Source organism: Burkholderia sp. HI2714 (assembly GCF_002223085.1).
Lineage (GTDB): Bacteria > Pseudomonadota > Gammaproteobacteria > Burkholderiales > Burkholderiaceae > Burkholderia > Burkholderia lata_D.
Window position 1 is genome coordinate 441532 of record NZ_NKFM01000053.1, and the last position, 15920, is coordinate 457451.

At 65.3% G+C, this 15920-nt stretch carries 12 protein-coding genes and 1 tRNA gene; 2 read left to right on the top strand and 11 right to left on the bottom strand.

Annotation, left to right across the window (positions count from 1 at the left end):
* Positions 1-140 precede the first annotated feature (140 nt).
* A complete protein-coding gene (pdxR, locus tag CFB82_RS28730; RefSeq protein WP_089486228.1) occupies positions 141-1607 on the top strand; it encodes a MocR-like pyridoxine biosynthesis transcription factor PdxR in 1467 nt (488 codons plus the stop codon).
* Positions 1608-1629: 22 nt separating this feature from the next.
* Here pdxR and CFB82_RS28735 read toward each other — a convergent pair whose 3' ends face one another.
* The 7 genes from CFB82_RS28735 to CFB82_RS28765 form a co-directional block, all read right to left on the bottom strand.
* Positions 1630-3180, bottom strand: a complete 1551-nt coding sequence (locus CFB82_RS28735; protein WP_089486229.1) for a phospholipase D family protein — start codon at positions 3178-3180, stop codon at positions 1630-1632.
* 260 nt (positions 3181-3440) lie between these two features.
* A tRNA-Ile gene (locus tag CFB82_RS28740) sits at positions 3441-3516 on the bottom strand.
* Between the two features lie 129 nt (positions 3517-3645).
* On the bottom strand, positions 3646-6066 hold the full coding sequence (gene rpoD / locus CFB82_RS28745) for an RNA polymerase sigma factor RpoD (RefSeq protein ID WP_089486230.1): 2421 nt from the start codon (positions 6064-6066) through the stop codon (positions 3646-3648).
* Between the two features lie 88 nt (positions 6067-6154).
* Entirely contained in the window at positions 6155-8029 is a 1875-nt protein-coding gene (gene dnaG, locus CFB82_RS28750; RefSeq protein WP_089486231.1) for a DNA primase, read from the bottom strand.
* A 68-nt stretch (positions 8030-8097) separates the two neighbouring features.
* Positions 8098-8544: a GatB/YqeY domain-containing protein gene (locus CFB82_RS28755; RefSeq protein ID WP_089447354.1), complete on the bottom strand. Its 447-nt coding sequence runs from the start codon at positions 8542-8544 to the stop codon at positions 8098-8100.
* 197 nt (positions 8545-8741) lie between these two features.
* Entirely contained in the window at positions 8742-8954 is a 213-nt protein-coding gene (gene rpsU, locus CFB82_RS28760) for a 30S ribosomal protein S21 (RefSeq protein WP_006479415.1), read from the bottom strand.
* A 107-nt stretch (positions 8955-9061) separates the two neighbouring features.
* Positions 9062-10282 carry an NAD(P)/FAD-dependent oxidoreductase gene (locus CFB82_RS28765; RefSeq protein ID WP_089428000.1) on the bottom strand — a complete coding sequence of 407 codons (1221 nt, stop codon included), beginning with the start codon at positions 10280-10282 and terminating at the stop codon, positions 9062-9064.
* Between the two features lie 130 nt (positions 10283-10412).
* Between CFB82_RS28765 and tsaD the strand changes: the two genes are divergently transcribed.
* Entirely contained in the window at positions 10413-11453 is a 1041-nt protein-coding gene (tsaD, locus tag CFB82_RS28770) for a tRNA (adenosine(37)-N6)-threonylcarbamoyltransferase complex transferase subunit TsaD (RefSeq protein WP_011355802.1), read from the top strand.
* Between the two features lie 98 nt (positions 11454-11551).
* On the opposite strand, the gene folE2 is transcribed toward tsaD, so the two are convergent.
* From folE2 to CFB82_RS28790, 4 genes are all read right to left on the bottom strand, one after another.
* The gene (gene folE2, locus CFB82_RS28775; protein ID WP_089486232.1) at positions 11552-12361 is read right to left on the bottom strand and encodes a GTP cyclohydrolase FolE2; all 810 of its coding nucleotides are present in this window, start codon (positions 12359-12361) and stop codon (positions 11552-11554) included.
* 154 nt (positions 12362-12515) lie between these two features.
* Entirely contained in the window at positions 12516-14420 is a 1905-nt protein-coding gene (dxs, locus tag CFB82_RS28780) for a 1-deoxy-D-xylulose-5-phosphate synthase (RefSeq protein WP_069251093.1), read from the bottom strand.
* Positions 14421-14501: 81 nt separating this feature from the next.
* Positions 14502-15386, bottom strand: a complete 885-nt coding sequence (locus CFB82_RS28785) for a polyprenyl synthetase family protein (RefSeq protein ID WP_069251092.1) — start codon at positions 15384-15386, stop codon at positions 14502-14504.
* Positions 15383-15676 (bottom strand): exodeoxyribonuclease VII small subunit, encoded by a 294-nt coding sequence (locus tag CFB82_RS28790; protein WP_006479428.1) that lies wholly within the window; start codon positions 15674-15676, stop codon positions 15383-15385. The genes CFB82_RS28785 and CFB82_RS28790 overlap by 4 nt, the downstream gene beginning before the upstream one ends.
* Between the last annotated feature and the right edge of the window lie 244 nt (positions 15677-15920).

A 15920-nucleotide genomic window follows, 5' to 3' on the forward strand; every position in this document is an offset into this window, starting at 1 on the left:
ATCAAAATACGCGCACGCGCCTATCCGTGACGATCGCTGGACATGCCCGCGCACCGGCCGGCACCACGAGAACGTGAACGATACGATGCGCGTCGAATCTTCAAAAGAACCAGCTCACCAAAAAATTCTGGAACCAGCCCATGGATCTCGCGCTGCTCGTCTCATCGCTTTCCAGACAGGACGGCACGACACGCCACAGCCGGCAGGAAGCCCTCTACCGGAGCCTGCGCAACCTGCTGCTGGACGGGCACCTCCCGCCCGGCACGCGGCTCGTGTCGACGCGCGTGCTCGCGGCCGAGCTGGGCATCGCGCGCAACTCGGCGGTCTATGCGTACGAGCGTCTTGCCGAGGAAGGCTTCGTGGCGGCCACGCGCAACGGGACGATCACGCTATGGGACGGGTGCGGCCGTTCTGGCGCAGATCCCGAACGCGGCCCGGCCCCGGTTCGATTGTCCGAGCGCGTGCACGGGCTGGAGAACGCTGATCCCGAACCCGAACGCATGCTGCCGTTCGTTCCCGGCCTCCCTTCGCTCGATGAATTCCCCGTCGTCCAATGGCGCCGTTGCATCGAGCGCGCGTGGAGAGCCATCAAGCCCGCGCAGCTCGCCTACGGCCCGGTCGAAGGGCTGCCCGAATTGCGGCGTGCCGTGGCCGCCTACATCCGGGTCTCGCGCGGCGTGCGCTGCGAAACAGGCCAGGTATTCATCACCGACGGCACGCAAAGCAGCCTCGAACTGTGCGCGCGCATGCTCGCGAATCCCGGTGAATATGGCTGGCTCGAGAACCCCTGCTACAACGGCGCCCGAACCGCGTTCCGGTCGACCGGCCTGGATCTCGTGCCGATCGAGGTCGACCACGAAGGAATGGCGCCAACCGACGAACAGTGGCGTACCCGGCCGCCCCGGCTGATCTATACGACACCGTCGCACCAATACCCGCTCGGCGCGCTGATGAGCCCCCGACGGCGCGCGGCGCTCGTCGAGCATGCACGTGCGTGCGGCGCGTGGATCATCGAGGACGATTACGACAGCGAGTTCCGCCACGACGGCCAGCCGCTGCCCGCGATCCAGGGCCTCGATGCCGACGCACCGGTCTGCTATCTCGGCACCTTCAGCAAGACGATGTTTCCCGCCCTTCGACTCGGCTTCATGGTGGTTCCGCCGACGCTGGTCGAACGCTTCACGCGCACGCTGCGCGAACTCGTCCATCGCGGCCACTCGGCCGATCAACTGGCGATGGCCGAATTCATCGACACCGGCCTCTTTGCGCGACACCTGCGCCGGATGAGGACGCTGTATGCCGCGCGGCGGAGCAGCCTCGAAGCCGCACTCGCCCGCCACCTCGGCGCCGTGCTGAGCGTTCGCGAAAGCCCGGGCGGCATGCATCTGTCGGCCGATCTCGCGATGCCGCTGCACGACACCGACGTCGCCCGCGCCGCAGCCGCGCATGGCCTGCTGCTTCAGCCGCTGAGCAGCTATCGGGTCGGCGACGGCCGGCCGTACAACGGCTTCGTGCTGGGGTACGCCGGGCTGAGCGACACGACGATCGAGACCGCGACGATGCAGCTCGCGGCCGTCATCGAGCAGCACGGCCGCACGCGCGGCTGAATGTCGCGCGCGGCAGCGCCGCTCACAGTTGCGATTCGATCGGAAACAGCCCGAGGAACCAGACTTCCATCCGCCGCGCGGCCGACACCTCCGGTTCGTGATCGAGCTCGGTGACCTTGCCGTCCGAATCGGTCTGAATCCACTTGAGCTGCCCTTTGCCCGCCGGATCGGTCCTCGGCTCGACGCGCCACGCGATTCGATCGAGCCGTGCTTCCAGATCGTTGGCCACCTGCGACGCAATCGCCGGACTCTCGCAGTAAACGCCGATCTCCGTGTTGAGGTTCAGCGAGCGCGGATCGAGATTCATCGACCCGATGAAAATGCTCTTGTGATCGAACACGTAGGTCTTCGCATGCAGCGATGCGCGCGACGACCCGATGATGACCTGCTTCGAGATACTCTTGTCGCCCGACGGCCGCCGCTCGTAAAGCCGCACGCCTGCGGCCACGAGATCGCTTCGGTAGTGCCGATAGCCCGCATGCACGGCCGCCACGTCGGTCGACGCAAGCGAGTTGGTCAGCACCGTCACGCGCACGCCGCGCGCCGTCAGTGCGCGCAGCCGCTCGACGACCTCCTTGCCCGGCACGAAATACGGCGACACGATCAGCAGGTCATGTTCGGGCTGCAATGCGAGCGCCCGCAACTGCGGCATCAGGTGCCCGTCGCTGTCCTTCGGTGCGTGCGCGATCTTCGACGGGTCGTCGTACAGCACCGTCGCGTGCCCCCACGACAGTTCCGTGCCCTGCCCATGAACGATGCGGTCGAGCCGCTGCCGGGCCTCCAGCACGTACGGATTGTCCTCCATCGCTCTCAGGTAGTCGCGCAACCGTTCGCGCTCGCGGTCCAGCCCGCCCGGTGCCGCGTCGTGCCCGACCAGCGCACTGATCGGATACGCGTACGGGGAATTCCAGAACGTATCGAATTCGGTTGAGATGTGCTTCACGACCGGGCCGTGAACGACGACGTCGAGATCGCCGAACTCCAGCATCGACGATGCGCCGAAATACTCGTCGCCGATATTGCGGCCACCGATGATCGCCGCCTGGTTGTCCGCGATCATCGCCTTGTTGTGCATGCGACGGTTGACGCGCGAGAACTCCAACACCGTGCCGATCTTCTTGAACCGGCGCGTGGCGACCGGATTGAAGAGCCGGATCTCGATGTTCGGATGCGAACTGATCTCGAGCAGCTTGCGGTCGTCCGCGTTCGTGCCGAGATCGTCGAGCAGCGCACGCACGCGCACGCCGCGATCGGCCGCACGAATGATCGCGTCGGCCAGTTCGTGCCCGGTCAGGTCGTCGTGCCAGATGTAGTACTGAAGGTCAAGCGAGCGGTCCGCGCGATCGGCCAGCAACACGCGCGCATCCAGTGCGTCGACCGGATCGGTCAGCAGATGAAACGCGTCCTGCCCCGGATGCGTACTGGCCTGCTGCTGGAACGCGACACCCAGCCGCGTATTGTCCGTATCGGTGTACGCGTGCGTCGGCGCGCGCTCGGCCTGCGGCGGCAGGCTCGCGCATGCAACGAGCGCCAGCAACGAAAGAAGCGCACCCCACGAACGCAGCATGGTCATGATTGCCGTCCCACTCCCGGCCGAAGTCTGTTTATTCTTGCCGCCGAATGGATCGCGGGGCTGTCTGGTTTTCGTTCGGCCGCAACCGGTGTCGCGCGTGGAACGGCCGCGCTACAGCATACTTCGATTGACGACGGCGCGGCACCTTCTCGGTACTTTCCTGATCACCACATTGATCACGCGTCCACGCAAAGAAAAACCCGCGACGCATGAAGCCATCGCGGGTTTTCGGCATGCCGCGCAATCGCGCGCATGAAATCTGGTGGGCCCGGCGGGGTTCGAACCCGCGACCAATCGATTATGAGTCGACTGCTCTAACCGCTGAGCTACAAGCCCTGATGAGAAGCGAAGCGTGTCACACGCTGCCCCGACGAAGAAGCCGGGCCGGCATTGTAACAACAAAGGAGAGAAACGCCACCGGCATCACGCGGATGCCGGCGGCGTTCGCAGGAGAGACGCTGGAAATCAGTTCCCTTCGAGGAACGACTTCAGCTTGTCGGAACGGCTCGGGTGACGCAGCTTGCGCAGCGCCTTGGCCTCGATCTGACGGATCCGCTCACGCGTGACGTCGAACTGCTTGCCGACTTCCTCGAGCGTGTGGTCGGTGCTCATCTCGATACCGAAGCGCATCCGCAGCACCTTCGCCTCGCGCGGCGTCAGCGAATCGAGCACGTCCTTCACGACGTCGCGCATGCTCGCATGCAGCGCGGCATCCGCCGGCGCGACCGTGTTGGTGTCCTCGATGAAGTCGCCGAGATGGGAATCGTCGTCGTCACCGATCGGCGTTTCCATCGAGATCGGCTCCTTCGCGATCTTCATGATCTTGCGGATCTTGTCTTCCGGCATCTCCATCTTCTCGGCGAGCGTTGCCGGATCCGGCTCGAGACCGGTTTCCTGCAGGATCTGCCGCGAGATGCGGTTCATCTTGTTGATCGTCTCGATCATGTGAACCGGAATACGGATCGTGCGCGCCTGGTCCGCGATCGAGCGCGTGATGGCCTGGCGGATCCACCACGTCGCATAGGTCGAGAACTTGTAGCCACGACGGTATTCGAACTTGTCCACCGCCTTCATCAGGCCGATGTTGCCTTCCTGGATCAGGTCGAGGAACTGCAGGCCGCGGTTCGTGTACTTCTTCGCAATCGAGATCACGAGACGCAGGTTCGCCTCGGTCATTTCGCGCTTCGCCTGGCGCGCCTTCAGTTCGCCGGCCGCCATCTGGCGGTTGGTTTCCTTCAGGTCCTTCAGCGGCAGCACGACGCGCGCCTGCAGGTCGAGCAGGCGCTGCTGCTGTTCGCGGATCGCCGGAATGTTACGCGACAGCACCGCGCTGTACGAATGGCCTTCGGCCATGATCTTCTCGGCCCAGTCGAGATCGGTCTCGCTGCCCGGGAAACGCGCGATGAATTCCGAGCGCGGCATGCCGCACTTGTCGACGACGATGTGCAGGATCTGGCGTTCGACCTGACGCACTTCGTCCACCTGCGCACGCAGCGTGTCGCACAGGCGTTCGACGGTACGCGCGGTGAAGCGGATCGTCATCAGTTCGGTCTGGATCGTTTCCTGCGCCTTCAGGTAGGCCTTCGACTTGTAGCCTTCCTTTTCGAATGCGCGGCGCATCTTGTCGAACCACTCGCTGATCTGCGAGAACTTCTCGAGCGAGGCACGCTTGAGGGCTTCGAGCTGGGCGGCGTTGGCCGATGCCTGGGCGGCACCGTCATCTTCCTCCTCTTCCTCTTCTTCCTCTTCCTCTTCGGCTTCCTCGTCCTCGTTCTCGATGGCTTCCGCTTCCTTCGCGGAGAAGCCGTCGGTATCGGCGGAGTCCGAAGCATTCGGATCAAGCAGGCCGTCGACGAGCTCGTCGACGCGGATCTCTTCGTTCGCGACGCGTTCGGCCATCGCGAGGATGTCGGCGATCGTCGTCGGGCACGCGGAGATGGCCATCACCATGTGGCGCAGGCCGTCCTCGATCCGCTTCGCGATCTCGATTTCGCCTTCGCGCGTGAGCAGCTCGACCGTGCCCATTTCACGCATGTACATCCGGACCGGATCGGTCGTGCGGCCGAATTCCGAATCGACGGTGGACAGCGCGACTTCCGCTTCCTCTTCGACTTCATCGTCCGACGACGCGGCGGGCGCGTTGTCGTTCAGGAGCAGGGTTTCCGCGTCCGGCGCCTGCTCGTAGACCGCCACGCCCATGTCGTTGAACGTGCCGATGATGCCTTCGAGGGCTTCGGTCTCGGTGAAGTTGTCCGGCAGGTGGTCGTTGATTTCGGCGTACGTGAGGAAGCCGCGCTCCTTGCCGAGCTTGATCAGCGCGCGCAGTTTCACGCGGCGCTCTTCGAGCTCCTCGGCCGTACCCGGCGTGCTCGTCGCGAACGCTTCCTTCAGTAGCGCCTTTTCCTTGGCGCGACGATCTCGCACCTTGGATTTGCCCGGTGCAGCCGCTGCTGCTGCGGGCTGCTCGTCGCTCTGATTTGCGTCGTCTTCGACGGATACTTCGTTCAGCTTTTTGGTCATGGAGTTCGCCGTACCGGCTATATCGACTCGCGGCTGCTGGACGACAGCCGGTTGAACCGTGGGTGCATGAGTAGTACGTACTGCCGTTTCGTCCGCGGCGGCAGTCGTGTCCCTTGCGCTTTTCGCACTTGCCCGCTTCGCCGCCGGCTTGGCCGGCCCGGAGTCGGGTCTGGCGGCAGCCCGTGTTCTGGCTGCCAGCGCCGGCGCAGCCTGAGCAGTGCCGGCCGCGGTTTTCTTTCCTGCTGGGGCTGACGTGGCTGAAGACGTTGTCCTGGTGGAAGAAGCAGACTTGGCCGCTGTGACCTTTTTGGTCGGCTCCGTCGAGCCCTTGCCTGTTGCTTTCTTTCCGCCTGTCGTCTTTGCCATCGCGATTCTCGCCTCTGCTTAGAAAACAAACCGCTGGAAACCTTATATTATAGCACGCTGGGGAGCCCTCTCTAAGCTCTCCAGCCGCCTACAGCCCGAGCCGACGCTTCATGTCGGTCCGCTGCTGGTTCAATTCCGTCAATTCGGCCAATTCCTCGGGTGTGAAGGTAGATTGCCGCGCCAGCCTGTCGAGCCGGTCGCAGCAGGCGTCGTAACGCATCTTGAGCACCGCCGCCTGCAGTTCCTCCCCCGCGATCCGTTCCTGTTCACGCTGCCGCTCGGGCACCGTCTCGTCCTCCGGATTCTGTAACAGCAAGTCGCGGACGTTTTCATCATAGTCCAGAATTTCGCGGAAGATTTCCTCGTAAGTCGCTCCATTCGAGGACGTCCGCAGGACATCCGACAGCAGCCGGAACTCCGCGCCTTCGCCCAGCGCGCGCGCATGATCGACGACTTCCGCGAACAGCTCGCCGATGCGCGGCAATGCGCGCAGGGTCGCCAGCTGCTCATCGTCGAGCTGCGACGCGATGCGCGGATGCATCACCAGCGTGCGCAATGCACGCTTTTCGCTGTCCGTCACGCGGCGCCGCTCGCTGCGCGCAGGCGCCTGGCGCGGCGGTGCCGCGATCCGCGTATCGACGTCGGACAGCGCCGCGACCTCTTCGAACGGAATGTCGAGGCGGTCGGCGAACATGTGCATGATCTGCGCGCGCAACGCGTTCGCGGGCAGCGCCTGCAATAACGGCTTCGCATCGAACAGCGCCTTCGCGCGGCCTTCCGGCTGATCGAGCGCCTTGCCGGAAATTGCTTCGTTCAGCAAAAATTGTGACAGCGGCATCGCACGCTCGACCTGCTCCGAGAACGCCGCCTCGCCGAACTCGCGCACATAGCTGTCCGGATCGTGCTCGGACGGCAGAAAAAGGAACCGGATCGTGCGGTTGTCCCCCGCATGCGGCAGGCATGCCTCGAGCGCTCGCCGGGCCGCTCGCCGCCCGGCCGAATCGCCGTCGAAACTGAAAATGACCGTATCGGTCTGGCGCAGCAGCTTCTGCACGTGAATCGGCGTGCACGCGGTGCCGAGCGTCGCGACCGCGTTCGGGAACCCGAGCTGGGCGAGCGCGACGACGTCCATGTAGCCTTCGACGACCAGCACGTACTTGCGCTCGCGAATCGCGAGCCGCGCCTCGAACAGGCCGTACAGCTCGCTGCCCTTGTTGAACAGCGGGGTTTCAGGCGAATTCAGGTACTTCGGCTCGCCGCTGCCGAGCACGCGGCCGCCGAAGCCGATCACCTGCCCCTTCACGTTGCGAATCGGGAACATGATCCGCTCGCGGAACCGGTCGTAGCGGCGCGCGACGCCCTGCGCATCGGTCTTATCGCTGACGATCACGAGCCCCGACTCGACGAGCGACTCGTCGCGATAATCCGGGAACGCGGCTTCGAGGTTCTGCCAGCCATCCGGCGCATAACCGAGCCCGAAGCGCGCGGCGATCTCGCCGGTCAGGCCCCGGTTCTTCAGGTACTGGATCGCGACGGTCGCGCCGCGCAACTGCTTGCGGTAGTAGTCGCAGGCGGCGGTCATCGCATCGGACAACGCAGTCGCGACCGATTTCGACACCGGCGCCGGATAGTCACCGCCACCGCCACCCCCACCGCCACCACGCATCGACGGTTCGTGCGGCACGGTCAGCCCGACGGACTGCGCGAGATCCTGCACGGCCTCCGGGAACGTGAGCCCCGCATGCTCCATCAGGAAGCCGATCGCTGTGCCGTGCGCCCCGCAACCGAAGCAGTGGTAGAACTGCTTGGTCGGGCTGACGGTAAACGACGGGCTCTTCTCGTTATGGAACGGGCACAGCCCCATGAAATTGGCGCCGCCCTTCTTGAGCTGCACGTACTTGCCCACCACGTCGACGATATCGACGCGGTTCAGCAAATCCTGCAGGAACGAATGCGGAATCACCGTGGGATCGAGCGAAAAAAGACAAGACGACACCCCGGCGCACGCACGGCGCGCCGGGGAAACAGGTGTTACTTCGTGAGCGCGGCCTTGACCAGCGCGGAAATGGCCGTCATGTCGGCGCGGCCGGCGAGCTTGCCCTTCAGCACGCCCATCACCTTGCCCATGTCCTGCGGGCCGGCGGCGCCCGTCTGCGCGACCGCGGCCTGGACTTCGGCGGCCACCTCGGCCTCCGACAGCTGCTCGGGCATGTAGCCGCTCAGCACGACCAGCTCGGCCTGCTCCTTCGCGACGAGGTCGTCACGATTGGCTGCCTGGAACTGGCTGATCGAATCCTTGCGCTGCTTGATCATCTTGTCGATCACGGCCGTGATGCCCGCATCGTCGAGGGTGATCTGATCGTCGACTTCGCGCTGCTTGATCGCGGCCATCAGCAGGCGAATCGTTGCCAGGCGCTCGCTTTCCTTCGCGCGCATCGCGGCCTTCATGTCTTCGCTGATCTGCTCTTTCAAACTCATCTTTCACCCGGGAAGGAAACGTGAATCCGACGCCCGGCAAAGGGCGTCAACACAAAAACCCGCTTGGGACAATGTCTCAAGCGGGTTGCTCGAATCCGGCATCGGCGGCTCGCCCGATCATGCTCGGCCTTTCGCGATCACCTGATCGCACGGAGTCGCCGGTGCGCCGCTCAGCGAACCGCGCGGCGCCCAATCGTTCAGTACAGCTTCTTCGGCAGTGTCTGGCTGCGGATACGCTTGTAATGACGCTTCACTGCAGCAGCCTTCTTGCGCTTGCGCTCCGCGGTCGGCTTCTCGTAAAACTCGCGCGCACGAAGCTCGGTCAGCAGACCGTTCTTCTCGATCGTGCGCTTGAAGCGACGCATTGCAACTTCGAACGGCTCGTTCTCTTTAACGCGAATGATCGTCATGATCCGACACGAATAAAGGTTTGCAGGGAAAGACTACCGAGTATAGCAGAGCGATTGCCTAAAGGCACGGGGCCTGGTCCCGCCAAAACGGCCCCCGCCCGGCCTCGTCAGGCGCCGCGCGCATACTCCGCCGCCGCCTGCCCGGCCGCCGTGCCGGACGCCCACGCCCACTGGAAGTTGTAGCCGCCGAGCCAGCCCGTCACGTCCACCGCCTCGCCGACGAAGAACAGCCCCGGTACGCGCGCGCTCATCATCGTCGCCGACGACAGGTCGCGCGTGTCGACCCCACCCTTCGTCACTTCGGCCTTCTTGTAGCCCTCCGTGCCGTTCGGCGTCAGCGTCCAGCCGGACAGCGCGTCGCCGATCTGGCGCAGCGTCTTGTCGGGCAGGTCCGCGAGCCGCGCGTCGGCCGCGACGCGATGCGTGTCGAGCCACGCATGTGCGAGGCGCGACGGCACCCAGTCCGCGAGCAGCGAACCGATCTGGCGCTTCGACGTGCGCTTCGCATCGAGCAGGTCGGCCACCGTGTCGCGCTGCGGCAAGAGATCGACGCGAATCGGGTCGCCGGGCTGCCAGTAACTCGAGATCTGCAGGATTCCGGGCCCGGACAGGCCGCGATGGGTCAGCAACAGGTCCTCGACGAATTCGCCGCCGCGCTTCTTGTCGCCGGTCGATACGCGCACTTCGAGCGATACGCCGGACAATGCCGCGAACGGCTCCCAGTCCTGCTGCGCGAACGTCAGCGGCACGAGTGCGGGCCGCGTATCGATGAGCTTGTGACCGAACTGCTTGGCGATCCGGTAGCCGAAGTCGGTCGCGCCGATCTTCGGGATCGACAGGCCGCCGGTCGCGATGATCAGTGCGCGCGCACCGATCGTCCCCGCCTGCTGCGTGTCGAGCGTGAAGCCGTCCGACGGCGCGTGGCGCACCGCGTCGACGACGACGGGCCGGCGCCACGCGATGCCGCCCGCGTCGCACTCGTGCTTCAGCACGTCGATGATCGCGTCGCTGCCGTGGTCGCAAAAGAGCTGGCCCTTGTGCTTTTCGTGCCAGGTCACGTGATGGCGCTTGAGCAGCCCGAGGAAGTCGCGCGGCGTATAGCGCGCCAGCGCCGAGCGCGCGAAATGCGGATTCGACGACAGATAGTTGTCGGGGCCGGCGTACAGGTTCGTGAAGTTGCAGCGGCCGCCGCCCGAGATGCGGATCTTCTCGGCGAGCCGCGGCGCGTGATCGATCAGCACGACGCGGCGGCCGAGCTGCCCGGCAACCGCGGCGCTCATCATTCCGGCGGCGCCCGCGCCGATCACGGCGATGTCATAAGTTTCCATGGCGCGGATTGTACCTGCCCGGCATCCGGCCCGGGCCGCTGCCAGCGGGGGCAGGCCCTCGCCTGCTATACTTTCCGGTTACGTTGACCTTCCCGCGGCGCGCCCGACAAGGCGCGCCCTGCCCGTACCCATGCTCGTTCTCGGCATCGAAAGCTCCTGTGACGAAACCGGCCTCGCGCTCTACGACACGCAGCGCGGCCTGCTCGCGCACGCGCTCCACTCGCAGATCGCCATGCACCGCGAATACGGCGGCGTCGTGCCCGAGCTCGCGTCACGCGACCACATCCGCCGCGCGCTGCCGCTGCTCGAGGAAGTGATGGCGCAAAGCGGCACGCGCCGCGACGACATCGACGCGATCGCGTTCACGCAAGGCCCCGGCCTTGCCGGCGCGCTGCTGGTCGGCGCAAGTATCGCGAATGCGCTCGCGCTCGCCTGGAACAAGCCGACCGTCGGCATCCACCACCTCGAAGGCCACCTGCTGTCGCCGCTGCTCGTCGACCAGCCGCCGCCGTTCCCGTTCGTCGCGCTGCTGGTGTCCGGCGGCCACACGCAACTGATGCGCGTGACCGACGTCGGCGTGTACGAGACGCTCGGCGAAACGCTCGACGACGCGGCCGGCGAAGCATTCGACAAGACGGCCAAGCTGATCGGCCTCGGCTACCCGGGCGGCCCGGAAGTGTCGAAGCTCGCCGAAACCGGCACGCCGGGCGCGGTCGTGCTGCCGCGCCCGATGCTGCATTCGGGTGACCTCGACTTCAGCTTCAGCGGCCTGAAGACCGCCGTGCTCACGCAGATGAAGAAGTTCGAAGCGGCGAAGCTCGAAGGTGAAGCACTCGAACGCGCGAAGGCCGACCTCGCGCGCGGCTTCGTCGACGCGGCCGTCGACGTACTCGTCGCCAAGTCGCTCGCCGCGCTGAAGAAGACGAAGCTCAAGCGCCTCGTGGTCGCGGGCGGGGTCGGCGCGAACCGCCAGTTGCGCGCGGCGCTGTCGGCCGCCGCGGCCAAGCGCGGCTTCGACGTGCACTACCCCGATCTCGCACTCTGCACCGACAACGGCGCGATGATCGCGCTCGCGGGCGCATTGCGGCTCGGCCGCTGGCCCGAGCAGGCGAATGCCGACTATGCATTCACGGTGAAGCCGCGCTGGGATCTCGCATCGCTCGCGCGCTGAGCCGCGTCACGCACGCGACGCAATGTCGCATCGGCAAACAGAAAGGCCGCTCGATTTTGAGCGGCCTTTCTTCATCGGCGCGACAAAACGCCGCGGCGTTATGCAGCCTGTCGCTTGTCGCGTTCGATCAGCGCATACGCGCTGTGATTGTGGATCGACTCGAAGTTCTCGGCTTCGAGCACGTACGCCGCCACACGCTCGTCCGCATCGAGACGCTGCGCGACGTCACGCACGAGATCCTCGACGAACTTCGGGTTCTCGTACGCGCGCTCGGTGACGAACTTCTCGTCCGGACGCTTCAGCAGGCCCCACAGCTCGCACGACGCCTCTTCCTCGGCGATGCGGATCAGCGCCTCGACCGGCAGGTCGGCCGCGAGCTCCGCGTCGATCGTCACGTGCGAACGCTGGTTGTGCGCGCCGTACTGCGAGATCTTCTTCGAGCACGGGCACAGGCTCGTCACGGGCACGAGCACCTTCAGGAACAGGCGTGTGTCGCCGTTACGGCTTTCGCCCGCGAGCGTCACTTCATAGTCGAGCAGGCTCTGCACGCCCGACACCGGCGCCGTCTTGTTCACGAAGTACGGGAACGTGACCTCGATGCGACCGGCTTCGGCTTCCAGCTTCTCGAGCATCGATGCGAGCATCGCGCGGAAACGCTCGACCGTCAGCGCTGCACGGTTCTCTTCGAGCAGCGCAACGAAGCGCGACATGTGCGTGCCCTTCTGGTCGGCGGGCAGGCGGACATCGAGGTTCCAGACACCGACGGTCGGCTGCACGTCGCCGCTTTCGGTGCACACCGTCAACGGATGCCGGACCGCCTTCACGCCCACACGCTGAATCGGAATCTGGCGGGTATCCACCGTGCTCTGCACGTCGGGCATCACGAAGGCGGGATTCATCTGGTTCATCTTGTTCAATCCTTGTAAGCCGCGCGTTCGACGACGCGCACGCCGCGTCATGCGGCAGCCGGAAAAGCAACATGGGCCCGCAGGCCCATGTTTTCCGCATCAATGAAGACCGGTTGCGCCAGTCGCACCGACGCCGCCCGCGGGCGGCGCCAGCTTATGCGACGCGCTTCGCCTGACCGGCGACATCGGCCGCCGGATTCAGAAAGCGTTCGCGAATCGATTTCGCGATACCCGCGCCGTCGAGGCCGCATTGCGACAGCAGCTTCGCGGGGTCGCCGTGATCGATGAACAGGTCAGGGAGGCCCAATTGTAGTACGGGTCGGATAACCCCACTCTCCATCAGGGCTTCCACGCAGGCCGAGCCCGCGCCACCCATCACGCAGCCTTCCTCGACCGTGACGAGGTAGTCGTGCGTCTCGGCGAGCTCACGCACGAGCGCCGCATCGACCGGCTTCACGAAGCGCATGTTCGCGACGGTTGCATCGAGCTCCTCGGCCGCGGCGAGCGACGGTGCGACCATCGTGCCGAACGCGAGGATTGCAACGCGCTTGCCTTCCGGCTGCGACGTCTGGCGACGCACTTCACCCTTGCCGAGCGGGATCTCGGTGAATTCCTTCACCGTCGGCACGCCCGTGCCCGCGCCGCGCGGATAGCGCACTGCGGTCGGGTTCGGCTGCTGCAGCGCCGTGTGCAGCATCTGGCGGCATTCGTTCTCGTCGGACGCAGCCATGATCGTCATGTTCGGGATGCAGCGCATGAACGCGAGATCGTACGCGCCCGCATGCGTCGCGCCGTCCGCGCCGACGAGGCCCGCACGGTCGATCGCGAACACGACCGGCAGGTTCTGCAGCGCGACGTCGTGGATCAGCTGGTCGTATGCACGCTGCAGGAACGTCGAGTAGATCGCGACGACGGGCTTGAGGCCTTCGGTTGCCATGCCGCCCGCGAACGTCACCGCGTGCTGCTCGGCAATGCCGACGTCGTAGTAGCGATCCTTGAAGCGCTTCTCGAACTCGACCATGCCCGAGCCTTCGCGCATCGCGGGCGTAATGCCGACGACGCGCGTATCGCGCTCGGCTTCGTCGCACAGCCACTCGCCGAACACCTGCGTGTACGTCTTCTTCGCGGGTGCGGTGGACGGCTTGATGCCTTCGGCCGGATTGAACTTGCCGGGGCCGTGGTAGAGCACGGGATCCGCTTCGGCAAGCTTGTAGCCCTGGCCTTTCTTCGTCACCACGTGCAGGAACTGCGGGCCGCGCAGTTCGCGGATATTCTGCAGCGTCGGGATCAGCGAATCGAGATCGTGACCGTCGATCGGGCCGATGTAGTTGAAGCCGAACTCTTCGAACAACGTGGCCGGCACGACCATGCCCTTCGCGTGCTCCTCGAGCTTGCGCGCGAGTTCGAGCACCGGCGGCGCCACGCTCAGCACGCGCTCGACGCCCGCGCGCGCAGCCGCATAGAAGCGGCCCGACATCAGGCGGGCGAGATGGCGATTCAGCGCGCCGACCGGCGGCGAGATCGACATGTCGTTGTCGTTCAGGATCACGAGCAGCTTCGCATCTTCCGACACGCCTGCATTGTTCATCGCCTCGAACGCCATGCCGGCCGTCATCGCACCGTCGCCGATCACGGCGATCGAGAAGCGGTCGTCGCCGTTCAGCTGGCTGCCGATCGCCATGCCGAGCGCGGCCGAGATCGACGTGCTCGAGTGCGCGGTGCCGAACGTGTCGTATTCGGATTCGCTACGACGCGGGAAGCCCGAGATGCCGTCCTGCTGGCGCAGCGAATGCATCTGGTCGCGGCGGCCCGTCAGGATCTTGTGCGGGTAGGTCTGGTGGCCCACGTCCCAGACGATCCGATCGTTCGGCGTGTTGAACACGTAGTGCAACGCGATCGTCAGCTCGACCGTCCCGAGGTTGGACGACAAATGGCCGCCCGTCTTCGACACACTGTCGAGCACGAACGCGCGCAGTTCATCCGCGAGCGGTTGAAGTTGGCGACGATCGAGGCGGCGCAAATCCGCCGGGTCGTCGATGGTTTTCAGCAAGTCGTACATCGTCGTTCCATTGTAGGAAATCAAACGCGCCCGCATTCTGTTGCACGCACCGTAGCAGGTGCGCGGCGGCGGGCTTTCGCGTCAGCTGACCCGGTTCACTACCAGGTCGGCAAGTTCGGCCAGACGCTGTGCGCGTGCGCCGAACGGTTTCAGCGCGTCGTGCGCTTCGGCGCGCAGTTGTGCTGCGAGCTCGCGCGACGCTTCGAGGCCGAGGATCGATACATAGGTCGGCTTGTCGTTCGCCGCATCCTTGCCGGCCGTCTTGCCGAGCGTCGCCGAATCGGTCGTGACGTCGAGAATGTCGTCGACGACCTGGAAGGCCAGACCCACGGCCCCCGCGTATACATCGAGCGCAGCCATCGTTTCCGCGGACGGCGTCTCGCCGGCCAGCGCGCCCATCCGCACGGCCGCGCGCAGCAGTGCGCCCGTCTTCATCCGGTGCATCGTCTCGAGCTGCTCGCGCGTCAGCTTGAGGCCGACGCTCGCCAGGTCGATCGCCTGCCCGCCGGCCATGCCGATCGAGCCGCTCGCCAGCGCCAGCTCGCGCACGAGCGCAGCCTGCTGCACCGGCGACAGCGCAGCGGCGTCGGTCAGCGCAACGAACGCCTGCGACTGCAGCGCGTCGCCGACCAGCAGTGCCGTCGGCTCGTCGTACTGCACGTGCACCGTCGGCTTGCCCCGACGCAGCGCGTCGTCGTCCATGCACGGCATGTCGTCGTGCACGAGCGAGTAGACGTGGATCATCTCCAGTGCCGCCGCCGCCGCATTGCGCGCCGCTTCCGTCGCGCCGGTCAGTTCGCCTGCTGCATGGCACAGCAGCGGGCGAACGCGTTTCCCGCCGCCGAGGACCGCATAGCGCATCGCCTCGTGGAGTTTCTCCGGCACCGCGGTTTCAGCGGGCAAATAGTGGCCGAGTGCGTCCTCGACACGGTCAAGCACGGACCGCATCCATTGTTCGAATGTCATAGATCGTCGTCTTCGCCGTCCGTGGCGGCCGTTCCGGACGAAAGCGGCTTCAGCGTCGCGCCGTCGAGCACGCGAACCTGCTGCTCCACTTTCTCGAGCTGCTGTTGGCAAAACGCAACGAGGGTCGCACCGCGGCGATACGCCGCCAGTGAATCCTCGAGGCTCAACGCGCCGCCTTCCATCCGGGCAACCAGCGTCTCGAGTTCCGCGAGCGCCATCTCGTAATTGTCCGGCAACGGTTCGGTGCCATTGCCGGGCGGCGTGGCGCCTGGGGATGCGGTTTTCGCCATGGACGAGGGTGTCAAATTTCAAAACAAGTCGGACATTCTACGGCAAAAGAGAATTTTCCGACCTGCCGACTTGGGCTCCCGGGTACATCCGGGCACATATTCCGGCCCCATCTTCGACACACATTGTGCGCCTTCGGATTGCCGCCCGACAAAAAATTGACACAAATCAGGCACTTAATCCTAGCCTTGCGAGGCGAACCGGGTATAATTCCCCGTTTCCCTAAATCGATTTTTCGATGGTTGG

Coding starts and splice junctions, on each gene's coding strand:
- CFB82_RS28765 (WP_089428000.1), bottom strand. CDS start 10,282: ATGGAAACTTATGACATCGCCGTGATCGGCGCGGGCGCCGCCGGAATG.
- pdxR (WP_089486228.1), top strand. CDS start 141: ATGGATCTCGCGCTGCTCGTCTCATCGCTTTCCAGACAGGACGGCACG.
- folE2 (WP_089486232.1), bottom strand. CDS start 12,361: ATGAACCAGATGAATCCCGCCTTCGTGATGCCCGACGTGCAGAGCACG.
- rpsU (WP_006479415.1), bottom strand. CDS start 8,954: ATGACGATCATTCGCGTTAAAGAGAACGAGCCGTTCGAAGTTGCAATG.
- tsaD (WP_011355802.1), top strand. CDS start 10,413: ATGCTCGTTCTCGGCATCGAAAGCTCCTGTGACGAAACCGGCCTCGCG.
- CFB82_RS28790 (WP_006479428.1), bottom strand. CDS start 15,676: ATGGCGAAAACCGCATCCCCAGGCGCCACGCCGCCCGGCAATGGCACC.
- CFB82_RS28755 (WP_089447354.1), bottom strand. CDS start 8,544: ATGAGTTTGAAAGAGCAGATCAGCGAAGACATGAAGGCCGCGATGCGC.
- dxs (WP_069251093.1), bottom strand. CDS start 14,420: ATGTACGACTTGCTGAAAACCATCGACGACCCGGCGGATTTGCGCCGC.
- CFB82_RS28785 (WP_069251092.1), bottom strand. CDS start 15,386: ATGACATTCGAACAATGGATGCGGTCCGTGCTTGACCGTGTCGAGGAC.
- rpoD (WP_089486230.1), bottom strand. CDS start 6,066: ATGGCAAAGACGACAGGCGGAAAGAAAGCAACAGGCAAGGGCTCGACG.
- CFB82_RS28735 (WP_089486229.1), bottom strand. CDS start 3,180: ATGACCATGCTGCGTTCGTGGGGTGCGCTTCTTTCGTTGCTGGCGCTC.